Genomic DNA, 14803 nt, shown 5'->3' on the forward strand with positions numbered 1-14803 from the left:
ATAACCTCCTCATATCATGTTCTACGGTTTGACATAACCTAAAGGATTGACCGCTGTATTCTGCTTGAGCACCTGAAAATGAAGATGCGGCCCTGTACTGCGTCCGGTATTGCCGAGTGTACCGATTTGCTCGCCTTTGCTGACCTTATCCCCGGCAGAGACTTCCATGCTGTTCAGATGCATGTACCAGGTTTCCAGGCCGCTCGCATGCTTGATAATAATATACTTGCCTCTGGCCCCCATCTGGTCGGATGCGGTAACTTCACCGTCCATGGCCGCATAAACCGGGTCGCCGATGCTGCCGGCAATATCGATTCCCGAGTGATAGGCGGAGACCCCCTTAAAGGGGTCAGAGCGGTAGCCGAAGCTGGAGGTAATGACTTTGGACTGGGTAGGCCAGAGAACAGCCGGCGCCAGCCGGGCCTTTTCTGCAAGGGCCTGCTTGGCCTGAAGCTGGGCTTCTGCGTGTTGAACCTCTTTTGCCTCTGTAATCGTGGCGGAAAGGCTGGTAAGCATCTCATCCAGCAGGCTGCGGATCTCTGCGTAGTCATCCCGCGCCTCCTGAACCATTCCAAGAGGGTCATCCTGATAGACGGCGATATATTCACCGCCAACCTGAGGGGTTACCGTGCTGCTGATTGCTCCTGAAATCGCCCCCAGACGGAAGCGGACGGCAGGCAGGGAAGAGACAGCAGGGCTGGACTGCAGTCTGGCTGCACTGTAGCTAATGGACGGGGCTGCAGCTGTGTACGCGGCGAATGCACTAGCTGATGCCGGCTCTGTGCTGATCCCGGAAATAGAAGCGGAGTCCTTAACCGAATCCGAATCTGAATCAGCATTTTCTTCTGTATCAATCAGCGACTGCAGCTGGGCTTCAAGCTCGCTTACGCTTTTCAGCTTGTCTTTGATCACCTCGGCTTCTTCAGACAATTCCGTTACCTGGCTGCGGAGCTGCTGCAGCGTCTGATCCTTGTCGGCTACCTTAACCTCCATCCGGAGATTGGCCAGCGACAGGGAGGCGGCCTCAGCCTCCAGCTCTGCGATGGAGCGTGAGGAATGAATATGCATGGAAGTAACCAGACTGGAAATAGAAAGCGCGGCAGCGGCCGGAAGAGCCAGGGCCAGCGGCCTGGACAGCTGAAGCTGTCTGACCGGACGTCCGGCTTCGCGGACAACGAGCAGGGTAATCCGGTTATCCTTTGGCTGGGTTTTCATAGCTTCTCCTCTCTGCGGCTGTACAGCCGCCTTGTACTTGGCTGTGAATCCGGCATTCCTGTAATCAGCGGGCTCATCCGATTTGTCCTATTACTCTATGTATTCCGGCTTTTGGATGAACATGACAACGGTTTGCCTGAATAAAGAGGGAGAGTTACGGCAAAACCTGTACTAGAATCAGTTTGTCCGGAGCAGCAGCTTGAGGCTGCCGGACCTGCCTGGTGTGATCCCTGGAGGTGACGGTTTGAATATCATTGCACTCTTATTGGCTCTTTTTGTGCTGCAGACTGCAGCTATCCTGCTGCTTGAATACCGCCGTCCGCAAAGGGCGCTGGCCTGGTTATTCCTCAGCTTCTGCTGCCCTCCGGCAGGTCTTGCGCTATATTATTTCCTGGGGCGCGATTACTGGCAGAGACGCAGAATCGGCAAACGCTGCACTCCGGCGCGGCGCAGTGAAATCCGCACCCATGTCAGCAGCAAAATCAAAATCATCAAAAAAACAGAGGAGTGCGGAAATGCTAAATTTGCCGGCCGGGGAAGTCTGCTCCGTCTGCTTTCCGGACTGACCGATATGAAGATTACCGGACGCAACCGCTGCCGGGTCCTGCCGAACGCCGGGGCTGCTTATGCGGCTATGCTGGAGGCGATGGAGGGTGCGCGGGAGCATATCCATCTGGAGTTTTATATTTTCCGTGATGACGAGATTGGTGACCAGTTTCAGGATGTCATGGTCCGCAAGGCCCGTCAGGGGGTCAAGGTCCGCCTTTTATGCGATGGCCTGGGCAGTCACGCGCTCAGCAAAAGGTTTATCCGGAGTCTGAAAAATGCCGGTGTGGAGGTTCATTTCTTTTTGCCGCCGCTGGTGTCGCTGCTGGAGCGCCGGTTCAATTACCGGAATCACCGCAAAATTATGGTGGTTGACGGACTGGTCGGGTTTACGGGCGGAATGAATGTCGGAGATGACTATCTGGGCAAAGATCCCAAGATGGGCTACTGGCGCGATACACATTTAAGGCTGGAGGGAGATGCAGTATATGACCTGCAGTATGTATTTCTGAAGGACTGGAAGCTGGCGGCAGGAGAATGGCTGAGCCATCCGCGGTTTTTTCCGGATCATCAATGCAGCGGGGAGGAGTCTGTGCTGATTGTGGCCAGCGGGCCGGACGGGGCGGTGGATGCATCACAGGAGATGTTTTTTGGCGCACTCGCGGCAGCCAGAAAGCGGATCTGGATCACCTCGCCTTATTTTATACCGGACCCCACAATTTGCCGGGCACTGAAAAATGCGGTGCTGAGCGGAGTGGACGTCCGGATCATTATTCCAGCCAAACCGGATAATAAGCTGGTCTATGCTGCATCCTTATCGTATCTTGAGAATCTGCAGGACGCCGGAGTGAAGTTTTACCGCTACACAGCGGGCTTTATGCATGCCAAGGTGATGATTATTGATGAGCTGCTGGCGACGGCCGGCAGTGCCAATCTGGATATGCGCAGCTTTTATTCCAACTTTGAGCTGACAGCGGTGCTGCTGGCCCCCGATATGGTTACCCGGCTGGCGGATGCTTTTGAGAAGGATTTGAAGCACAGCGAGTATATTGATCCTGATAAATTCATGAGCCGGGGCAGAAATGTCAAGTTGATTCAAGGTCTTTGTCAGCTGTTATCTCCGCTTTTATGACCAAAAATAGGACTAAACCTTAACTTTTCTAAGGCGCGAATATGTTCCATCCCTTATTTGACCGTCTTTTATGATATAATATAAGTACGAGAAGAAATATAAGAAAGTATATCTTAAACCTTATGCTTTCAGTTATTCTTTGGACACTTATTTATAGGGGGAGTTCTATGACTGTGAGCCAGCAAATCTTTACGAATGAGGATCAGAAGAAGCCGCAGAAAGCATCCTTGAAGACCGCCAGACTGCGGTTTGCCCAACGGGTGGTTATGATGGTGCTGGGTGCATCGATGATGGCGGTGGCCCTGGAAATATTTCTGGTTCCCAATGAGTTGATTGACGGCGGAATAACCGGTATTTCGATTATGCTATCCCATATTTTTCATATTCCTCTCGGCATTCTGCTGACCCTGCTCAACCTGCCGTTCCTGATTATCGGCTACAAGCAGATCGGCAAGACCTTTGCCTTATCCACTTTATTTGCTGTTATTATCATGTCTGTCGGGACGCAGCTGCTTCATCCTGTTAATCCGATTACAGTCGAGCCGCTGCTGGCAGCCGTGTTCGGCGGGGTTATTCTGGGTGTCGGGGTCGGGCTTGTTGTAAGATACGGCGGATCGCTTGACGGTACGGAGATCGTGGCCATTCTGGTTGCGAAGAAGCTGCCCTTCTCTGTCGGAGAAGTAGTCATGTTCTTCAACTTTTTTATTCTTTCCGGAGCGGGCTTTGTGTTCGGCTGGAATAACGCCATGTTTTCCCTGATTGCTTATTACATTGCCTTTAAGATGATTGATGTTACACTCGAGGGTCTGGACCAGTCGAAATCGGTCTGGATTATCAGCGACAAGTTCCGTGATATCGGGGAAGCGCTGACGGAGCGTCTCGGACGCGGGGTGACGTATCTTGATGGCGAGGGCGGTTTTTCCGGTGAAAATAAAAAAGTGATCTTTGTAGTCATTACACGTCTGGAAGAAGCAAAGCTCAAATCCATTGTAGAAGACTGGGATTCTGACGCGTTTATTGCGATCGGCAACATCCATGATGTAAAAGGCGGCCGCTTCAAAAAGAAATCCATTCACTAGCGTAATCCGGGGGAACGGGTGCGCTGACCGAAGGAAGGTATATTTACGAAAGTCAGAGCAATCAATCCGGTATCTGCAGCAGGCTGTGCCGAATTCTCATCTATAATACCTTCCGTCCGTAAGCTGGACGCCTGATAAGCCCGCAGCCGGTTAGAGGCATTGCGGGCTTATTGCTGTCTGTATGCTGTCGTGCAATCACGATAGGTTAGGGCAGCTTTGCCGCAATCTCGCCTACAGGCTGTGGTGCTACCCTGGCAATGAGATCCCCCGTGCGGTTCAGCCGTTCTTCAATATTCAGCAGGTGAAAATCAAGCGGTGATACGTTGCGGGCAACCTCCTCCCACAGAAGCGGGGTGGATACGGTAGCTCCCGGACGGGCCCTCGGAGTATAAGGGGCAGCCAGTGTTTTGCCGCCGTAGTGCTGGAGATAATCGAAGTATATTCGATCGCCGCGGTGCTTTTTCAGGCGCTCCAGTGTGAACAGATCGGGGCGCTTCTCCGTGACATATCGCCCGATGAAATGTCCGGTTTTGCGCAGCTCTTCAAAAGTAATGCCCTGCTGCACCGGGACAATAATCTGCACGCCTGTTGCCCCGGAGGTTTTGGGAACCGAGGCCAGCCCCAGTGATTTGAGCACATCGCCGACCAGGGCCGCGGCTTCCATAATGCGCGGTTCCACCTCCAGGGAAGGATCGAGGTCAATCATCCATTCACAGGGCAGGCTGCTTCCGGCGTAATGCAGAGAAGGATGGAACTCCAGCGCAGCCAGATTCCCCAGCCATAGCAGCTCCGGCAAGCCGTGCAGCACAATATATTCGATCCCGTCCTGCACGGCAGTCCTGATAAATCCGGGCCGCGGCTGCGGGGCATTTTTCTGGTAAAAAGACATTCCGGGCACGCCGTGCGGGTAACGGATCACGGTCAGCAGCCGGTTTTTGCAATAGGTCAGCAGGTAGGGTGAAAGGGCGGCCAGCTTCTGCAGATAGATCCGTTTGGTAATGCCCATCTCCGGCCAGAGCGGCTTCTCGGGATTCGTAACGGTAAGCTCCTGGCCGTCAATGGTAATTGTGCCTTTAAGCGTTGCCGGCATACAGACTCACCTCCTGTAAAATGATGCTCAGCCCCTCTGCTCCAGGCGGCAGGCTTCCGGCGGCAGATCTACCTGTGTCTGGATGACCGGCTGGCGCAGCGTGCCGGAGGGGTTCCACTCCATAAAATGCAGCTTGAACACCAGGCTAGGCCTGATCCATACCGCGTCCTTGCTGCGCTCAGGCATTGCTGCAAAGGGCGATGCAGACATGGTCAGGTTGTGGGCCTGTGCAGTCAGATTACGCCAGTCCATGGCGGTCATTCTGCCGGCTCCGGCATGTCCGATATAGTGCAGCCGGCCCTCTTCATCGTAAAGGCCGAGCAGCAGGGCGTTAACAATGCCGTCCCGGAAGGTGACCCCTCCGGCTACAGCGGTTACGTCCAGGATGATTTTGCGTTTTTGCCAGCGTTTATCCTTGCCTCCCAGGGCATAGGTGCTGTTGATGTCTTTGCAGACAATCCCCTCTAACCCTCCGCTGCTGGCAGCGGTAAACAGCTGCACCGGATCGGTATAGCTTGGCACATTCTGCACATGGGGATGGGGCAGCAGCATATCCTGCAGCATCTGCTGACGCCTGGACAAAGGCTGATCCAGCAGCCACAGCCCGTTGCAGTACAGCATGTCAAAAACCATATAGAGCACCGGAACCTGCGGCAGCACGGCCCGGACGGCGGCTTCGCTTCTCACGCCGTCACGGCGCATGACCTCATGGAAGGATGGCTTGCCCCCGCTTAGGGCAATGATTTCACCGTCAAGGATGAAGCTGTCTGCCCGGCAATAGCGGTCTTGGACAGTCAGCTCGGGATATTGCATCGTACGCCGGTTGCCCCGGCGGTTAACAAGCTCTATGCGGCCGCCGTCGTAATAGGAAAGCATACGGACCCCGTCCCACTTGATCTGGGCGATCCACTGGCTGCCGGAAGGAAGCTGCGCAGCAAGTACAGGCTCAAACGGCGTAACAGGCTTCAGCTTGAAATCCATCAAACCGCCTCCTTGGGAGCTGGACCGTTCACGTTAAGAGACGGTCTCTTTGCTTTTTGTACTGCGCCGTTTGGCTTTGGGGGCAATGACCGGAATAGGTCCGGTTGCTTCGCTGAGGACCGGAGTTCCGGCTGCAGCTTCAGCGCCGCTGGCTTTGGCTGTTCTTTTCCGCGTGCCGGCAGCCGTCTTAGGCTTGCCTGCAGCGGCGGCGGGAGCAGTCCCGGGATCGCTCGGGATATGCTGAACCGCCTCGATGCTGGCCTGCAGCGCGGCCATCAGGTCAATCACATTGTTCTCCTGGCGGGCCGGGGCAATATGGAATTCCTCGCCGGAAATTTTATGCGAGATCAGATCCAGCATCCGCTGGCGGTAGTCATCGGTGTACTTGGCCGGCTCAAACGGAGTGGACAGCTGGGAGATCAGCAGCTTGGCCATTTCCAGCTCCTTGTCGCTGACCAGGCCTGCTTCCGGCAGTCCCGGAACCTGTGTCACCGGGCGAACCTCATCCGGATAAAAAATCGTCTCAATCGCCAGGCAGTTCTCCAGCACCCGGATCGCCGCCAGGCTGCTTTTGGAGCGGATGGAAATTTTGGCGATACCAATCTTACCTGTCTGGCGCATTGCCTCCATCAGCAGCCGGTAAGCATTACTGCCGGCCTGGTCGGGGGACAGGTAGTAGGTTTTTTGAAAATAAATCGGGTCGATCTCCGTCAAATCCACGAAATCCAGAATGGTGATGCTTTTGCTGCTCTCCTCGGTCAGCTGCTCCAGCTCCTCCTTATCGAACAGGACAAATTTGCCCTTTTCATACTCATAGCCCTTGCCGATCTCTTCCCAGTTCACTTCCTTTTCACATACAGGACATTTACGCACATAGGACAGCGGGCTTCCGCATTCCTTATGGATGTAACGGAGTGAAATGTCTTTATCCTCGGTGGCCGAGAACATTTTGACCGGGACATGCACAAGGCCGAAGCTGATGGCCCCTTTCCAAACGGTATGCATCGATATCGCCTCCTGAGTAATAAAAGCTGGATAAGTGCTGTACGAGCTAAATTCCATAATGTAATTACTGTTTAGTATGGTGTGCGGGCACAGTTTCTACCCTGATGCATTTTTTGCGAGCCTTGGGAAAAAATAAAGCCGGATTTGAAAAGAGCTGCCATTCTGGCATGTATTTGTCCTGTATGAATAATGCGGAGGGAGGGCGAACATGGATAATGGACGCAAGGAATGGCTGGACGATCTGTCGGAGCAGGATATTCCCGCCGAGGTTGTAGATTGGGCCAATATTGTCGGCGACCCGGATGACTGGGGAGCTGGCCCGGAGAGCGGATATCTCGATGCTGAAGATACGATTGGTGAGCCGGAGGCGGATGAGGTGTAGCAGGCTGATTGGAACGGTATTAAATGGTGCAGATAATATACAAACTTTAAGGAGAGCTAAATCATGGACGTAAAACGGGCAAAGGACATATATGCTTCCAAGGAGATGATCCCGGTTCATCTGGACGGGGAGTCGGTATGGATTGAGCGGGTGGATGAGGAGAACGGTATGGCAACAGTGCAGGTGGGCTCACGTCCAACCAACACGCATACAGTGGGAGTAGAGCGGCTGGAGGAGGGCAAATAGCTGCAATTTGTGCAGTTAAAAGTAGCGTGATACGGTATCTGCACCGGGATCACTGCAGTTTGTACAACTAAATCTGCAGATTATGATTAATAGTATGATTATCCCGACTTCCATTTGCACAGAATACAGTTAAAGTGACTTGTGACGGTAAAATAGCCCGTTTTAACTGCACAGAGTGCAGCCAATGCGGATGGCGAGCGGATTTTATCGGGTTTAAAATGGTTCTATCGGTGGCAGAGCAGCGTTGTCCGGATACGGAATGGCTGCTCTGTTTTGTTGTGTCGTTTAACTGGCGTGCTGCTGCAGGATGTTTGCACCTCCGGTTGCATTCGGGAAGAGGGGCGGCCGCCTTCCTCCAGTTCGAGCTGCCGTACAGCTGACACAAGGGTTGACGCTTGCGGCAGTCTGCTCCTATATTGGGGAGGTGAATTTGAGGAAAAGAGTGATGAGCGTGCGTCCTATATTACTTGGTGTCTGTTCGGCGCTGTTTTTTGCGGTGACCTTTGTGCTTAACCGGCGGATGGAGCTGTCAGGAGGAAGCTGGGCCTGGAGCGCCTCGCTGCGTTATCTGTTTACGCTGCCGTTTCTGGTGGCGATTGTCGCCGGGCGGGGCCGGCTGAAGCCGCTGCTGGCAGCGATGAAGGAGCGCCCCGGTTCCTGGCTGCTCTGGGGAACAGTCGGCTTTGGCCTGTTCTACGCGCCAATCTGCTTCGCGGCTGCCTATGCACCAGGCTGGCTGACCGCCGGAACCTGGCAGATTACCATTATCTCCGGTTCACTCCTGGCCCCGTTCTTCGGGCAATGGGTAGCCGGAAGCGGAGGAGCACTGGTCTATAAACGCGGGCGGATTCCGCTGCGCGGCCTTGGGCTGTCCCTGATTATTCTGGCTGGTGTAGTACTGCTCCAGGCAGACCATGCCCGTGAACTGGCACCGTCCCAGGTGCTGCTTGGCATCATTCCTGTCCTGATCGCTTCCTTCGCGTATCCGCTTGGAAACCGCAAGACCATGGAACTGTGCGGGGGCCGGCTGGATGTGTTCCAGCGTGTTCTGGGCATGACACTGGCCAGCCTGCCGTTCTGGATTATCTTATCGCTCATCGGTTTCGCAGATACCGGGCTGCCCTCCGGCTCCCAGGTTGGACAGTCCGTCATAGTCGCTTTATCATCCGGTGTTATTGCGACTGTATTGTTTTTCCGGGCTACGGACATGGTCCGCAGCAGCATGAGCGGAATGGCTGCGGTGGAAGCCACCCAGTCGCTTGAGGTACTGTTCGCTCTGGCCGGTGAAATGCTGATTCTGTCCGCTCCGCTGCCTTCCCTGCTGTCCTGGACCGGCATTGCTGTCATTATCGCCGGAATGGTGCTGCACAGCCTGTTTTCCCGTCACTCCCCGGACAAAAAACAACGGCAGCTGCGCTCCTCACTTCCTGCAGAGGTCAGGGAATAGAGGGGGTTGTTGCGGGACAAGTAGCATACCGATATAATTAAAAGTAATGCAATGCTATGTCGGTTCATGTCTAAAAAGGATACTATATAAGGTGGAGTTGCAGCTTGGACAATAATGTTGAAACGGTATTTACGTACCGTTCGCACAGCCTTCAGGAAACAGAGCTGCTTGCAGCTGCGATCGCCGGCGCGGCATCAGAGGGCATGGTGATCGGCCTCGATGGTGACCTGGGTGCCGGCAAGACGGCTTTTTCGCAGGCTTTTGCACGCCATCTGGGTGTAGAGGGGATTGTGAACAGTCCTACATTTACTATTATCAAAGAATACAACGGGCGCCTGCCGCTGTACCATATGGATGTGTACCGGATTTCCCCGCAGGAAGCGGACGAGCTGGGGCTTGATGAATATTTCTACGGGCAGGGAGTCTGCCTGGTGGAATGGAGCAGTATCATTACAGATTTGATGCCGCAGCGGCATCTGCATCTATACATGGAGAACGCCGGACCGGAGGAACGCCTGATTACGGTGACGGCGGCCGGTGAGCCTTATGGCGGAATATGCCGCGAGCTGATCCAGAAGTGGGGTAACGAAGATGATGAACTTAAATAACGGGCCGCGCAAGCGGCTTTTGGCGCTGGATACCGCAACGGCCATCCTGGGCGTTGCGGTTACAGAAGACGGCAGGGTGCTGAATGAGATTAATGCTTCCGGGGAGCGGAATCATTCCGTACATCTGCTGCCGATTATTGAGCAGGTGATGCAGGCTAGCGGGACTGAGGCATCGATGCTGAAGGGGATCGCTGTCGGTGTCGGACCAGGGTCTTACACCGGAACACGCATTGCGGTATCCGCGGCCAAGACACTGGCCTGGGCCTGGAAGGTGCCGGTTGCCGGCGTTTCCAGCCTGCATGCGCTGGCTTGGGGCGGGTATGCTGCCGCGCAGGAGCAACTGGCGGCAGAGCCGGCTTCAGCGGCAGCGGAAGCCGGCGGTTTCGGCCCGGACTGGATTGTGCCGCTGATCGATGCGCGCCGCGGACAAGCCTATACCGGGCTGTTTGCAGCTGACGGGTCTGATGCGCCGCAGCAGCTGGAGCCGGACGCGATCCGGCTGATGGCCGATTGGGTAGAGCACCTGGCCGGACGGCTGATTCAGGCGGAGGCAGAGGGCGGCAAACCTCGTACGGTGTGGTTTGTCGGCGAAACTGCACAGCATGGCAGCGATGCTGCCCTTGAGCCATTGCTCGGCGAGGTTGAGGTGCGGCCGGTTCCATATGAACTGGAGGGCCGCTGGGCAGGATTTCTGGGAGAGGCCAGGCTGCTTGCGGGCAGTGATGATATCCACGGGTTAATCCCGAACTATACCCAGCTTTCCGAGGCGGAAGCCAATCTGCGCCGGAGCAGAGAAGGGAGTACAGGCCGCGTATGATGGAATCTAAGCCAGCGGGAGAACAGGGTAATGAGCTTGTTTTTCGCTTGATGAAGCTTGAAGATATCCCGGAAATTCTCGTAATTGAGCGGGAGGCCTTTACTATGCCATGGACAGAGGAAGCGTTCCGCAATGAGCTTACGCATAACCATTTTGCCAAATATATGGTGATGGAGCGGGAAGGCCTCATTATCGGATACGCCGGGATGTGGGCCATTGTTGACGAGGCGCATGTGACGAACATTGCACTGCTGGAAGCTTACCGGGGACGCAAATGGGGCGAGCGGCTGCTGGATGAGCTGATGAAAACGGCGGGCTTCCTCGGCATGAAATCAATTACACTTGAGGTCAGAGTTTCAAATGAGGTGGCCCAGAATCTGTACCGCAAAAAAGGCTTCCATCCGGCGGGAACCCGCAAGGGCTACTATTCAGACAACCGTGAGGATGCGCTGATTATGTGGGCGGATCTGCCGGCTTACGGGGAGCAGGGACTGATGGAAGGAAGAGTGGATCTGAAATGAATACAGAAGCGGGCGCAGCTGCGCCTGTACTTATATTGGCTATCGAGACGAGCTGTGATGAGACCTCGGTAGCTGTTGTCAAAGACGGCTGTGAGGTGCTGGCAAACATCATCTCCAGCCAGATTGAAACCCACCGCGCCTTCGGCGGTGTTGTTCCGGAGGTTGCCTCCCGCAAGCATGTGGAGGTTATTACACTTGTAATTGAAGAGGCAATGGCAGCGGCAGGTGTAGAGCCGCAGGAGCTTACGGCCATTGCGGTAACACAGGGCCCGGGTCTGGTCGGTGCACTGCTGGTCGGTGTTGTAGCCGCCAAAAGTCTCGCCCTGGCCTGGGGCAAGCCGCTGATCGGCACGCATCACATCGCCGGGCATATTTATGCCAACCGTCTGGTTAAGGAGCTGCAGTATCCGTGCATGACGCTGGTTGTATCCGGCGGACACACGGAGCTGGTGAACATGGAGCGCGAAGGGGAGTTCCGGATTATCGGACGCACCCGTGATGATGCAGTGGGCGAAGCCTATGACAAAGTCGCGCGCGCCCTGGGCTTCCCGTATCCGGGCGGCCCCCATGTCGACCGGCTGGCTCACGAGGCGGAGGAGGCCGTAGCCCTGCCGCGGGTCTGGCTGGAGCCGAATTCGTATGATTTCAGCTTCAGCGGTTTGAAATCAGCTGTGCTGAATGTAGTCAACCAGAGCAAGATGAAAGGCCTGACTCCGGATGTGGCCGGCATTGCCCGCGGCTTCCAGGAGTCGGTGGTCGAGGTGCTGGTAGAGAAGGCCGTACGCGCCGTCAAAGCCAACCAAGCTAAGCAGCTGCTGCTCTGCGGCGGGGTAGCCGCCAACAAAGGGCTGCGCGAAGCACTGGTGTCCCGTTGTGAACGGGAAGGCATTGAGCTGATCATTCCTCCGGCGGTATACTGCACGGACAATGCGGCGATGATCGGTGCGGCAGCCTATGTGAAATGGCGTCATGACGGCAGTACACCGCTCGATATGGTGGCCGATCCCGGCTTATCGCTGGAGCAGTGGTCCGTTTCTGCCTATTGACATCCTTGGAACGGGAAGAGTATAATCAACCCAATTCAAAACATTAAACGCGATGAAGAGAAGCAGTAAGGTCATTCCGGGTTAAGAGAACTGCGGGTAGGTGCGACGCAGTCGAAGGAATCCTGAACTCGTCTTGGAGCGGAGCGGTGGAAGCGGGATGTTTCATCCGGATGCATTTCCGGAAGAGAACACTAAGCGGCATGTAAGCATGCCGGTCCTTTCGTACACCGGCTACGGGTAACCTCCGTGAGAGGGTGGTCAGACAAGTGCAGGGTGATGCTGATGTCATCCGGATAATCTTGCCTGACTGTTGAGTGGATATTCTGCGAAAGCCTGATAGGGGTGAACCGGGATATCAACAAGAGTGGTACCGCGAAGGTGAACAGCCTGTCGTCTCTTGAATGAGACGGCAGGCTTTTTTGTATGCTTATAAGGATTAAATGCGATGAACGGGAGTAGTAGATGATGAAGGTGTACAGAGAGCTGCGGGTTGGTGCGACGCAGTCACCTGAGAAGCATTGAATCTCGCCCGGGAGCGGAGCGGCGGAAGGAAGGATGTACGCTGCCACGGAAGTCCCCGTTACCGGACACCTGTACTTGTCTGACCCTGCCTGCAAGGGGTGAAGCCAAGTATGGGGTGAGCTGGACGCAGCTTGCGGTTCCTGATAATCAGGAACCGGATGCGTCAAAAAGAGTGGTACCGCGGAGGGGTGACCCGCCGTCTCTTTATAGAGACGGCGGGTCTTTTTGTCTTATCAGAAGTTATGCAGAGGATTTAGCGTTGTTTTGCAGTTAACCGGGCTTGAAGCCCGGAACTTGACTGCGTTTGGATCGGGTGCTGCCGGCAGCAGTGGGCGGGAATAGAAGCAGGGTGCAAGTCGACGTGTGCCCCGTACAGTGGAAGAACAGCTTATATCAACTTACATTTCAGGAGGGTTCATGATGATTATTCCGGTAAAAAAACGTATTCAGATTTTTGACACGACACTGCGCGACGGCGAGCAGGCACCTGGAGCGAGCCTGACCCCTGAGCAAAAGATTGTTCTGGCCCACAAGCTTGCCGGGCTGGGAGTGGATGTACTGGAGCCTGGCTTTCCCGTTTCAAGCCCCGGTGATTTTGCCGCTGTAGAGACCATTTCACGCAAGGTGCAGGGCGTAGAAATCTGCGGCTTTGCCCGCGCGGTCCGCGGGGATATTGATGCGGCTGTCCGGGCGACCCGGGATGCGGCGCGGCGGCGGATTCACCTGTTCATTTCCTCCTCGGATATTCACCTGCAGCATCAGCTGCGGAAGAGCCGGCCTGAAGTGGTTGCGGCGGCACGCGAGATGACAGCTTACGCCCGGCAGTTCTGCGATGTGGTGGAGTTCACCGCGATGGACGCGGCCCGGACGGGAATCGATGATCTGATTGAAATGGTTGAAGCGGTCATTGAGGAGGGCGCTACTATCATTAACCTGCCGGATACAGTCGGCTACGCGCTGCCGCAGGAATACGGCGAGATGTTCCGGCGGGTACGCCTTGGAGCCCGGGGCGGCCAGAATGTAAGCTTCAGCGCCCATTGTCACAATGATCTGGGCCTGGCCGTTGCAAACAGCCTGGCCGCGATTGAAGGCGGGGCAACGCAAATCGAAGTAACGGTGAACGGTGTCGGTGAGCGTACCGGAAACTGTGCTTTGGAGGAGCTGGTTATGGCGCTTGAGACCAGAGGAGATGTGCTTGGTGCGGAGACGGGAATTGTGCTGGATAAGCTGTATGATACCTCACGGCTGATCAGCGGGGCAATGCATTTCCCGATCGCCTTCAACAAGCCGGTCGTCGGCCGGAATGCCTTCCAGCATGAATCCGGCATCCATCAGGACGGTCTGCTGAAGGACCGCAGCACCTATGAGATTATGGACCCAGAACGGCTGGGAATTCCGCGCAGCATGATTATTCTGGGCAAGCACTCCGGCCGGCATGCGCTGAAGGACCGCGCCGCCAAATACGGCGTTGCCCTGGACGCGGCAGAGCTGGATGCGCTCTACGAATCCTTCAAGGAGAAGGCAGACCGCCAGAAAGCGGTCAGCGACGACGAGCTGCTGCGCATGGTCAGCAGTACGACGGGACAGCAGGCCCAATTCTATGAGCTGGGCGATGTCCAGGTGCTTGCCGGCAGCGCGCCGCGCCGGGTGGCGGCAGTTACCGTGCGCAATCTGCAGAGCGGTACGGAGGAAGCCTACACGAGCACAGGCAGCGGTCCGCTGGAAGCAGTCATTTCAGCAATTGGCCTGGGGATTGCTGAAAGTATCGGCTTCGCCGGCCTTGAGCTGCATTCGCTGGGCAGCGGGGAACAGGCCCAGGCTGAAGCTGCGGTTATGGTGGAATGGGGCGGCGACAAGTTCAGAGGCACAGCCATTCATCAGGATATAGTGATGGCGGCCGGGATTGCCTATGTGGCCGCCTGCAATGCGGCGCTGCTCTCCGCCCGCGTGGAAACAGCCGGGGAGACAGCTGTGTAGAAGCAATTGCTCACGATAAAGTGTTTTGTCTGAAAAAGTAGAAATTTAGCGAATGCTGGTTTTGTCAAGCTGTGGACAACGTTATCCACATATTCCGCCTTTGTTGTGTAAAAACCGTGTAAAATCAGCAATAACGCCTGTTTCGTGCACCTCTCAGATGTGGAGTTTTTGGATGTTAGGTTTATGTGG

14 protein-coding genes and 1 other annotated feature are annotated in these 14803 nt (G+C 55.4%); of the genes, 10 read left to right on the top strand and 4 right to left on the bottom strand.

Annotated features, from left to right (window positions below; all coding sequences use genetic code 11):
- Positions 1 to 21 precede the first annotated feature (21 nt).
- Complete coding sequence (locus tag NST84_RS04865; protein ID WP_342564509.1) at positions 22 to 1215, bottom strand: M23 family metallopeptidase; 1194 nt, start codon at positions 1213 to 1215, stop codon at positions 22 to 24.
- 244 nt (positions 1216 to 1459) lie between these two features.
- Between NST84_RS04865 and cls the strand changes: the two genes are divergently transcribed.
- Entirely contained in the window at positions 1460 to 2893 is a 1434-nt protein-coding gene (cls, locus tag NST84_RS04870) for a cardiolipin synthase (protein WP_342564510.1), read from the top strand.
- Between the two features lie 167 nt (positions 2894 to 3060).
- Complete coding sequence (locus NST84_RS04875; protein ID WP_342564511.1) at positions 3061 to 3972, top strand: YitT family protein; 912 nt, start codon at positions 3061 to 3063, stop codon at positions 3970 to 3972.
- Positions 3973 to 4177: 205 nt separating this feature from the next.
- Here NST84_RS04875 and ligD read toward each other — a convergent pair whose 3' ends face one another.
- The 3 genes from ligD to NST84_RS04890 are packed head-to-tail and all read right to left on the bottom strand — an operon-like array spanning position 4178 to position 7048.
- Complete coding sequence (ligD, locus tag NST84_RS04880; protein ID WP_342564512.1) at positions 4178 to 5062, bottom strand: non-homologous end-joining DNA ligase; 885 nt, start codon at positions 5060 to 5062, stop codon at positions 4178 to 4180.
- 27 nt (positions 5063 to 5089) lie between these two features.
- Positions 5090 to 6043, bottom strand: coding sequence for a DNA ligase (locus tag NST84_RS04885; protein ID WP_342564513.1), 954 nt, complete (start codon positions 6041 to 6043; stop codon positions 5090 to 5092).
- A gap of 33 nt (positions 6044 to 6076) precedes the next feature.
- Positions 6077 to 7048 carry a Ku protein gene (locus tag NST84_RS04890; protein ID WP_342564514.1) on the bottom strand — a complete coding sequence of 324 codons (972 nt, stop codon included), beginning with the start codon at positions 7046 to 7048 and terminating at the stop codon, positions 6077 to 6079.
- A 208-nt stretch (positions 7049 to 7256) separates the two neighbouring features.
- Here NST84_RS04890 and NST84_RS04895 point away from each other — a divergent pair, with 208 nt between their 5' ends.
- The 8 genes from NST84_RS04895 to NST84_RS04930 all read left to right on the top strand — a co-directional run bounded on the left by NST84_RS04895 (position 7257) and on the right by NST84_RS04930 (position 14614).
- Positions 7257 to 7430 carry a hypothetical protein gene (locus NST84_RS04895; protein WP_342564515.1) on the top strand — a complete coding sequence of 58 codons (174 nt, stop codon included), beginning with the start codon at positions 7257 to 7259 and terminating at the stop codon, positions 7428 to 7430.
- A 63-nt stretch (positions 7431 to 7493) separates the two neighbouring features.
- Positions 7494 to 7676 carry an H-type small acid-soluble spore protein gene (locus NST84_RS04900; protein WP_342564516.1) on the top strand — a complete coding sequence of 61 codons (183 nt, stop codon included), beginning with the start codon at positions 7494 to 7496 and terminating at the stop codon, positions 7674 to 7676.
- A gap of 451 nt (positions 7677 to 8127) precedes the next feature.
- Positions 8128 to 9123 (top strand): multidrug resistance efflux transporter family protein, encoded by a 996-nt coding sequence (locus NST84_RS04905; RefSeq protein ID WP_342566353.1) that lies wholly within the window; start codon positions 8128 to 8130, stop codon positions 9121 to 9123.
- A 104-nt stretch (positions 9124 to 9227) separates the two neighbouring features.
- Positions 9228 to 9731: a tRNA (adenosine(37)-N6)-threonylcarbamoyltransferase complex ATPase subunit type 1 TsaE gene (tsaE, locus tag NST84_RS04910; protein ID WP_342564517.1), complete on the top strand. Its 504-nt coding sequence runs from the start codon at positions 9228 to 9230 to the stop codon at positions 9729 to 9731.
- On the top strand, positions 9715 to 10548 hold the full coding sequence (tsaB, locus tag NST84_RS04915; protein WP_342564518.1) for a tRNA (adenosine(37)-N6)-threonylcarbamoyltransferase complex dimerization subunit type 1 TsaB: 834 nt from the start codon (positions 9715 to 9717) through the stop codon (positions 10546 to 10548). Before tsaE ends, tsaB begins: the two co-directional genes overlap by 17 nt.
- Positions 10545 to 11069, top strand: coding sequence for a ribosomal protein S18-alanine N-acetyltransferase (gene rimI, locus NST84_RS04920; protein ID WP_342564519.1), 525 nt, complete (start codon positions 10545 to 10547; stop codon positions 11067 to 11069). The genes tsaB and rimI overlap by 4 nt, the downstream gene beginning before the upstream one ends.
- Positions 11066 to 12115, top strand: a complete 1050-nt coding sequence (tsaD, locus tag NST84_RS04925) for a tRNA (adenosine(37)-N6)-threonylcarbamoyltransferase complex transferase subunit TsaD (protein ID WP_342564520.1) — start codon at positions 11066 to 11068, stop codon at positions 12113 to 12115. The genes rimI and tsaD overlap by 4 nt, the downstream gene beginning before the upstream one ends.
- 436 nt (positions 12116 to 12551) lie before the next feature.
- Positions 12552 to 12844, top strand: a binding site (T-box leader).
- Between the two features lie 213 nt (positions 12845 to 13057).
- Positions 13058 to 14614 carry a 2-isopropylmalate synthase gene (locus tag NST84_RS04930; RefSeq protein WP_342564521.1) on the top strand — a complete coding sequence of 519 codons (1557 nt, stop codon included), beginning with the start codon at positions 13058 to 13060 and terminating at the stop codon, positions 14612 to 14614.
- Positions 14615 to 14803 lie beyond the last annotated feature (189 nt).

Origin of the sequence: Paenibacillus sp. FSL R7-0345 (genome assembly GCF_038595055.1) — a bacterium.
Taxonomy (GTDB): Bacteria; Bacillota; Bacilli; order Paenibacillales; family Paenibacillaceae; genus Paenibacillus_AQ.

What these genes read in the sequence shown, in the direction of transcription:
- NST84_RS04865 (WP_342564509.1), bottom strand. Translation starts at nt 1,215, where the DNA reads ATGAAAACCCAGCCAAAGGATAACCGGATTACCCTGCTCGTTGTCCGC.
- NST84_RS04875 (WP_342564511.1), top strand. Translation starts at nt 3,061, where the DNA reads ATGACTGTGAGCCAGCAAATCTTTACGAATGAGGATCAGAAGAAGCCG.
- ligD (WP_342564512.1), bottom strand. Translation starts at nt 5,062, where the DNA reads ATGCCGGCAACGCTTAAAGGCACAATTACCATTGACGGCCAGGAGCTT.
- NST84_RS04885 (WP_342564513.1), bottom strand. Translation starts at nt 6,043, where the DNA reads ATGGATTTCAAGCTGAAGCCTGTTACGCCGTTTGAGCCTGTACTTGCT.
- NST84_RS04890 (WP_342564514.1), bottom strand. Translation starts at nt 7,048, where the DNA reads ATGCATACCGTTTGGAAAGGGGCCATCAGCTTCGGCCTTGTGCATGTC.
- NST84_RS04895 (WP_342564515.1), top strand. Translation starts at nt 7,257, where the DNA reads ATGGATAATGGACGCAAGGAATGGCTGGACGATCTGTCGGAGCAGGAT.
- NST84_RS04900 (WP_342564516.1), top strand. Translation starts at nt 7,494, where the DNA reads ATGGACGTAAAACGGGCAAAGGACATATATGCTTCCAAGGAGATGATC.
- tsaB (WP_342564518.1), top strand. Translation starts at nt 9,715, where the DNA reads ATGATGAACTTAAATAACGGGCCGCGCAAGCGGCTTTTGGCGCTGGAT.
- rimI (WP_342564519.1), top strand. Translation starts at nt 10,545, where the DNA reads ATGATGGAATCTAAGCCAGCGGGAGAACAGGGTAATGAGCTTGTTTTT.
- tsaD (WP_342564520.1), top strand. Translation starts at nt 11,066, where the DNA reads ATGAATACAGAAGCGGGCGCAGCTGCGCCTGTACTTATATTGGCTATC.
- NST84_RS04930 (WP_342564521.1), top strand. Translation starts at nt 13,058, where the DNA reads ATGATTATTCCGGTAAAAAAACGTATTCAGATTTTTGACACGACACTG.